Origin of the sequence: Streptomyces sp. NRRL S-495 (assembly GCF_000966955.1) — a bacterium.
Taxonomy (GTDB): domain Bacteria; phylum Actinomycetota; class Actinomycetes; order Streptomycetales; family Streptomycetaceae; genus Kitasatospora; species Kitasatospora purpeofusca.
Map to the genome: position 1 here is coordinate 1 of NZ_JZWY01001111.1, position 5084 is coordinate 5084.

Annotated in this window: 6 protein-coding genes; 2 read left to right on the forward strand and 4 right to left on the reverse strand. The window is 73.1% G+C overall.

Annotated elements, in window-relative coordinates:
• Nucleotides 1-80 precede the first annotated feature (80 nt).
• The 3 genes from VR45_RS39525 to VR45_RS39535 form a co-directional block, all read right to left on the reverse strand.
• Nucleotides 81-551 (reverse strand): DUF11 domain-containing protein, encoded by a 471-nt coding sequence (locus VR45_RS39525; RefSeq protein WP_045944800.1) that lies wholly within the window; start codon nucleotides 549-551, stop codon nucleotides 81-83.
• Nucleotides 552-728: 177 nt separating this feature from the next.
• Nucleotides 729-1796 (reverse strand): CU044_5270 family protein, encoded by a 1068-nt coding sequence (locus VR45_RS39530; protein ID WP_045944801.1) that lies wholly within the window; start codon nucleotides 1794-1796, stop codon nucleotides 729-731.
• Nucleotides 1793-2458 carry an RNA polymerase sigma factor gene (locus VR45_RS39535; RefSeq protein ID WP_045944802.1) on the reverse strand — a complete coding sequence of 222 codons (666 nt, stop codon included), beginning with the start codon at nucleotides 2456-2458 and terminating at the stop codon, nucleotides 1793-1795. The genes VR45_RS39530 and VR45_RS39535 overlap by 4 nt, the downstream gene beginning before the upstream one ends.
• A 403-nt stretch (nucleotides 2459-2861) precedes the next feature.
• Here VR45_RS39535 and VR45_RS39540 point away from each other — a divergent pair, with 403 nt between their 5' ends.
• Together VR45_RS39540 and VR45_RS39545 are read left to right on the forward strand one after the other, a co-directional pair.
• A complete protein-coding gene (locus tag VR45_RS39540) occupies nucleotides 2862-3068 on the forward strand; it encodes a hypothetical protein (RefSeq protein WP_030395545.1) in 207 nt (68 codons plus the stop codon).
• A gap of 152 nt (nucleotides 3069-3220) precedes the next feature.
• The gene (locus tag VR45_RS39545; RefSeq protein WP_045944803.1) at nucleotides 3221-4453 is read left to right on the forward strand and encodes a serine hydrolase domain-containing protein; all 1233 of its coding nucleotides are present in this window, start codon (nucleotides 3221-3223) and stop codon (nucleotides 4451-4453) included.
• Nucleotides 4454-4544: 91 nt separating this feature from the next.
• On the opposite strand, the gene VR45_RS39550 is transcribed toward VR45_RS39545, so the two are convergent.
• Nucleotides 4545-5084: GNAT family protein (locus VR45_RS39550; RefSeq protein ID WP_045944804.1), on the reverse strand; the 540-nt coding region annotated here is incomplete at its 5' end.

The following is a 5084-nucleotide window of genomic DNA, read 5'->3' on the forward strand; positions in this document are numbered from 1 at the left end:
GTCGTGTGCAGGGCGGGTGTTGACAGCCGGGTGGGCGGGTGCTCCGGAGCGGGAAGGTGCTTCGGGGCGGGGGTGCTGTGTCAGATCACGGTGATCCTGAACGTGCTGCTGTTGTTGTCCGGCGTGGGGTCGTCCGGAAGCTCGGCCTCGACACTGCCGTCCAGCACCTCGGGATCCATGCCGGAAGCGACGGAGATCCGCACCTCGGCGGTGGCCGAGGCACCCGGCGCCAGGCCGGCCGGGACGGTGCAGGCAACAGTGTGGCCGTGGGGCAGCGTGGTACAGGTCGCGGTGGGGGACTGCCCGGTGCCCACCACCCCGGGCGGCAGGTGCACGTACAGCGTGAACGGTACGGCGGTGGCGGTGCCGCCGGTGTTGGTCACCACCGGGTGCAGCAGGGTGGAGCCGCCGTCCTGCACCGGGGCGGGGTCGGCGGCCGAGACCGCGAGGTCCGGACCGGCCGCGCACGCGTCGGCGGCCGCCGGTCCGGCGCCCAGCAGCACCGCCGCGCACGCCGCCCGGAGGGCCCTGGAAAGCAGCAGTCGGGACATCGCACTCACCCGTTTCGTTCGGTACGCCGGACCACGGCTCGGGGCCGGCGACAGGCCCGGTCGGGCCGTGCCAGGGCCAGCATCGGTGCCCCGCCGGTCCGCCTGGGCGGGACACGGCGGGGCACGGCGGCGCATCGCCCGTACGGGTGACCCGGCGGGCCGGCCGGTGCGGGACCGTCAGACGGTGGCCTGCCCGGCACCGGGACGCTGGTTCTTCGCGTCGACGATCGCCCGGGTGACGATGCTCGTACGCTCCACGACGGTGCCGGGCTTGACGCCGCCGAACTCCCTGACCTGCACACCGCGGCTGCCGAGGTACTGGTGGGTCTCCCGGTCGAAGATCCACTCCGAGCGCTCGCCGGTCCGGGGGTCGAGCCGCGCCAACGCGATCCCGTCCCGGCCGGAGGCGTCCTGCGCGTGCTCGACCACCACGACGCCCGGGATCCTGCCCGCGGCCTCGTAGAGCGAGGCGGCCAGCGCGGCGGGCACGAGCTGCTCGCGGATGACGGAGCCGATCTCGTTGAACGCCTGCTGGTCGTGGTCCCGGTCGCCGCTCACCGTCGCGTAGACGGACTTCAACAGGGCGTCGGGGTCGGTCGGCTGGGCCGCGAGCCACTTGTAGGTCGACTGCTTGCGGGGCTCCTTGTTGTCCAGCGTGATGCCGCCCTTGTCCTGGTAACCCGGCTCGTCCAGCCAGCCCTTGGTGCCGTCGGGCGACTTCCACACCTCGCGGTCGTGCAGCGGCTGGACCCAGGTGGTGGACTCCTCGGTGTCCACGTTGTGGCGGGTGGTCATGAAGGAGACCCGGCTCTTGATGTAGATGAACTGGCCCGGCCCCGGCTGGGGCGTGGTGCGCGCCGTCGCGGCGGCGGCGATCTCGCGGACCGTCGAGGCGAGTTGCACGGTGCTCCCCTCCTCGATCTGCACGACGGGTGCCTTGACCAGCTCCGGGGCGGCCACGGCGCCGCCCCCGGGCGAGCCGCCGACGGACACCACCACGGCCAGGGCCGCGGCCGCGGCGACGGGGGTGGCGAACAGCACGGCGCGGCGCAGCGGCCTCCGTGCGGGAGAGGCCGCCGCGGGGCCCGCGGTGGCGTGGTCGGACTGGTGGATCTCGCTCATCAAGTACTCCTCGAGCAGGTCCTGGCGGTCGGCCGCCAGGCGGGGATCGGCCGGCGCCGGCAGCAGACGGGCCAGTTCCGCGCGGTCGAGCGGTTCGTTGTGCCGCCACGGGTTGCGGATCATCGGTGCGTCTCCTTGTGCGGCCGGGCCGCAATGCTGCGGCCGCCCTGTACTTGTCCGGGGATCGGGAGCGGTTCCGGGTTCTTTTTCGCGGCGTTCGTCTTCGCGGCGTTCTTCTTCGCGGCGCGCAGTTCGTCGTTCGCGAGCTTGCGCAGCCGGGTGCGGGCCCGCGAGAGGCGCGAGCGCACGGTGCCGACGGGTACGCCGAGGGTGGCCGCCGCCTCCGCGTAGCCGAGCCCGGACCAGACACAGAGGGCGAAGACCTCGCGCTCCGAGCGCCGCAGCCGCCCCAGCGCCTTCCGGGCGGCCGCGAGCTGCTCGGAGTCGGCCATCCGGCCGACGAGTTCGTCGGCGAAGTCGGGCACCGGATCGGCCGCGGGCATGCGGGCCATCGCCACGTTGTGACGGCGCGCGGCACGCGTCGTATTGCGCAGCACATTGACGGCGATGCCCATGAGCCACGGCCGTGGACTGTCACCCTCGTCGCGCAGTTTCCCGCGCAGGCGCCAGGCCTCCAGGAAGGTCAGCGACACCACGTCCTCGGCGAGCGCCCAGTTCCCGGTCACACGCACGGCATGGCGGTACACCAAGGAGGAGTGCTCCCGGAAGAGCTCGCGAAATGCTTCAGGATTCCCGGCCCGGAGCCGGGAGTGCGGATGGTTCACGTCAAGCCTTGTCCGAGCGGACCGGACGGTTCCTGTGACGCGCGTCACCAGTGGCGCCCTCAGGGATGTCCCCCGTGCTGCCGATCATGCAGCACGGCCCACCACCCACCACCCCGGGCCCGGTCGGGGGGTTTGGCTCGTCTTCGGGAGGTCGCGAGTGCGGCGGGCCCGGAGTTCGTCCTGGATCGTAGGCTGAGTGGCGGGCGAGGAGGGCGGGGTGGCGGTGTACGGCCGGACGGGTCTGTGGAGGTCACCCGGGGGGCGTATGTTCTCACCCGTTCGGCCCGTCCGGGTTGCGGGGGTGTCGGGTTTTTCCACGTTCGTGTGCAAACGTGTGTCGCGTCCGGTCGTCCTCGGAGGCGGTCGGCCAAGGCTATTGACCATCCATCAAGGAGAACCTGAGATGTCGGTTCGTGGAAAGCTCCGCCAGTTCGCCGTGATCGCCACCGTCGCCGCCGCGGCGGCCGTGATCGCGCCGACCGCTGCGGTGGCTCACGGTGGGGGCTCGCAGCCGTCCGCCTCGTCGGGCCTGCAGGCCGGCAACGGTGCGGTCGGCCTCGTCGGCCCGCGCGGCAGCTGGGTGCAGTACTTCGACCGTTCCAACGGCTGATCCCACGCTCCTCGAACGCCCCGGGGCTGTGGCCCCGGGGCGTTCGCGCGTGTCCGGGGGGGCGGTGTGCCGGGCGCGGCGCTGCTTCCACCGGAGGACCCTGCGGAGTGTTGCGCCGGATCGTGCCCGGAGCGTCCGCCCATAGTGCGGTCATGACCTTCTCCCGTAGCAGGGTGCTCGCCGCCGCCGTCCTCGCGGCCGCGACCCTGACCTCCGTCGCCCTCCCGGCCGGACCGCCGGCCGCTGCCCGCGCCGTCGCCAAGAACCCCTCGCCCGCGCACGCCTGCGTCCGCTCGGACCCCGACGCCGACCCCCGGGCCCGCGAGGTGCTCGACATCGCCCGGCAGGTCCAGCAGGAGCTCGACCTGAAGTCGGTCATCCTGCGGGTCACCGTCGACGGCCACGAGCTCGTCACCGGCGCTCTCGGCGAGTCGATGACAGGTGTTCCGGCCGAACCCGCGATGCACTTCCGGGCCGGCTCGGTCGCCTTCCCGTTCCTCGGCATCGTCCTGCTGCAGCTCGCCGAGGAGGGCCGGATCGGCCTCGACGACCCGGTCGCCCCCTGGCTGCCGGACCTGCCGCAGGCGGACCGGATCACCCTGCGGATGCTCGGCGACACCACCTCCGGGCTCGCCGACTACGTCACCGACAAGGGCTTCCTGGACGAGCTCGCCGCCGAGCCGTTCCGGCACTGGACCCCGGAGGAACTGGTCGCGATCTCCACCGGGCAGAACTTCTGGTACGAGCCGGGGACCAACTGGAGCTACTCGCACGCGAACTTCGTCCTGCTCGGCGAGGCGCTGGAGCGGATCACCGGCACCCGGCTGGACCATCTGCTGGAGCAGCGGATCTTCGGGCCGCTCGGTCTGCGCCAGACCGTCAACAGCTTCACCCCCGACATCCCCACCCCCGTGCAGCACGCCTTCACCGCCTCGCGCGGCACGTACGAGGAGTCGACCTTCTGGAACCCGTCCTGGACCACCGCCCCGGGCGCGGTGCTGGTCAGCGACATCTGTGACCTGACCCGCTCGGTGGAGGCCGTCGGCACCGGCGCGCTGCTCTCCCCGGAGTCCTTCCGCACCCAGCTGAACCCCGGCACCGTCGGCCTGCCCGGTCCGGTGCACGGCTGTCCGCAGGACGTCTGCCTGCCGCAGACCGAGGCCCAGCACTTCGGCCTGGGCGTCATCGTGGACCGGGGCTGGATCCTGTCCAACCCCTCCTTCTCCGGCTACGCCGCGGTCGAGGCCTACCAGCCCGACGAGCATCTGGCGATCGCCGTCAGCACGACGCGGAACTGCGCGGCGCCGGACCGCAACACCGCGCAGGACGTCGCCGCCCGGATCGCCGCCCTGCTCGCCCCGGACCACCCGCTCAAGGTCGGCTGATCAAGGTCGGCTGGTCGACGGCTGACTGTTCGTCGACGGTCTGTGAGCTCCACCGGGTGGTCGGTCCGGTGGAGCTCCGGGCGGGCTGCCGCTACCTGGGCGAGGGCACAGGCGCAGGCTCGGGGTCGGTGGCCAGGCGGGCGTGCAGGTGCTCGTCGTGGTACGTCCCGTCGCCGAAGCGGAACGAGGCCCGCAGGGTGCCCTCGGGGAGGTAGCCGCAGTTCAGGGCCAGCCGGCAGGAGGCCTCGTTGCCGACCGAGTGCGCGATCTCGATCCGGCGGGCGTCGGCCGTGCGGAAGCCCCAGGTGGTGACGGCCCTGGTGGCCCGGCCGATCAGACCCCGGCCGCGTCCGGCCGGCAGCGCCCAGTAGCCGATCATCGCCAGGCCGTCCGCGCGATCGGTCCAGCGCAGGTTGACGCAGCCCAGCAGGGCGCCGTCGGAGGCGTCCAGCACGGCGAACGGCGCGGCCACGCCCCGGTCCCAGCTGTCCTCGCGGGACTTCAGCCAGGTGAGGGCGGCGGCCGGGTCGTGGGTCGCGAGCGGGTTCCAGAGGGCGATCAGCGGATCGGCCGCGGCGGCGACCAGGCTGTCCAGCACCGGCCCCGGTTCGGCGTCGGCCCGCCCCCACGG

Bases quoted from the DNA above. Each gene is read 5' to 3' on its own strand.
- VR45_RS39525 (WP_045944800.1), bottom strand. From the start codon at position 551: ATGTCCCGACTGCTGCTTTCCAGGGCCCTCCGGGCGGCGTGCGCGGCG.
- VR45_RS39540 (WP_030395545.1), top strand. From the start codon at position 2,862: ATGTCGGTTCGTGGAAAGCTCCGCCAGTTCGCCGTGATCGCCACCGTC.
- VR45_RS39545 (WP_045944803.1), top strand. From the start codon at position 3,221: ATGACCTTCTCCCGTAGCAGGGTGCTCGCCGCCGCCGTCCTCGCGGCC.
- VR45_RS39530 (WP_045944801.1), bottom strand. From the start codon at position 1,796: ATGATCCGCAACCCGTGGCGGCACAACGAACCGCTCGACCGCGCGGAA.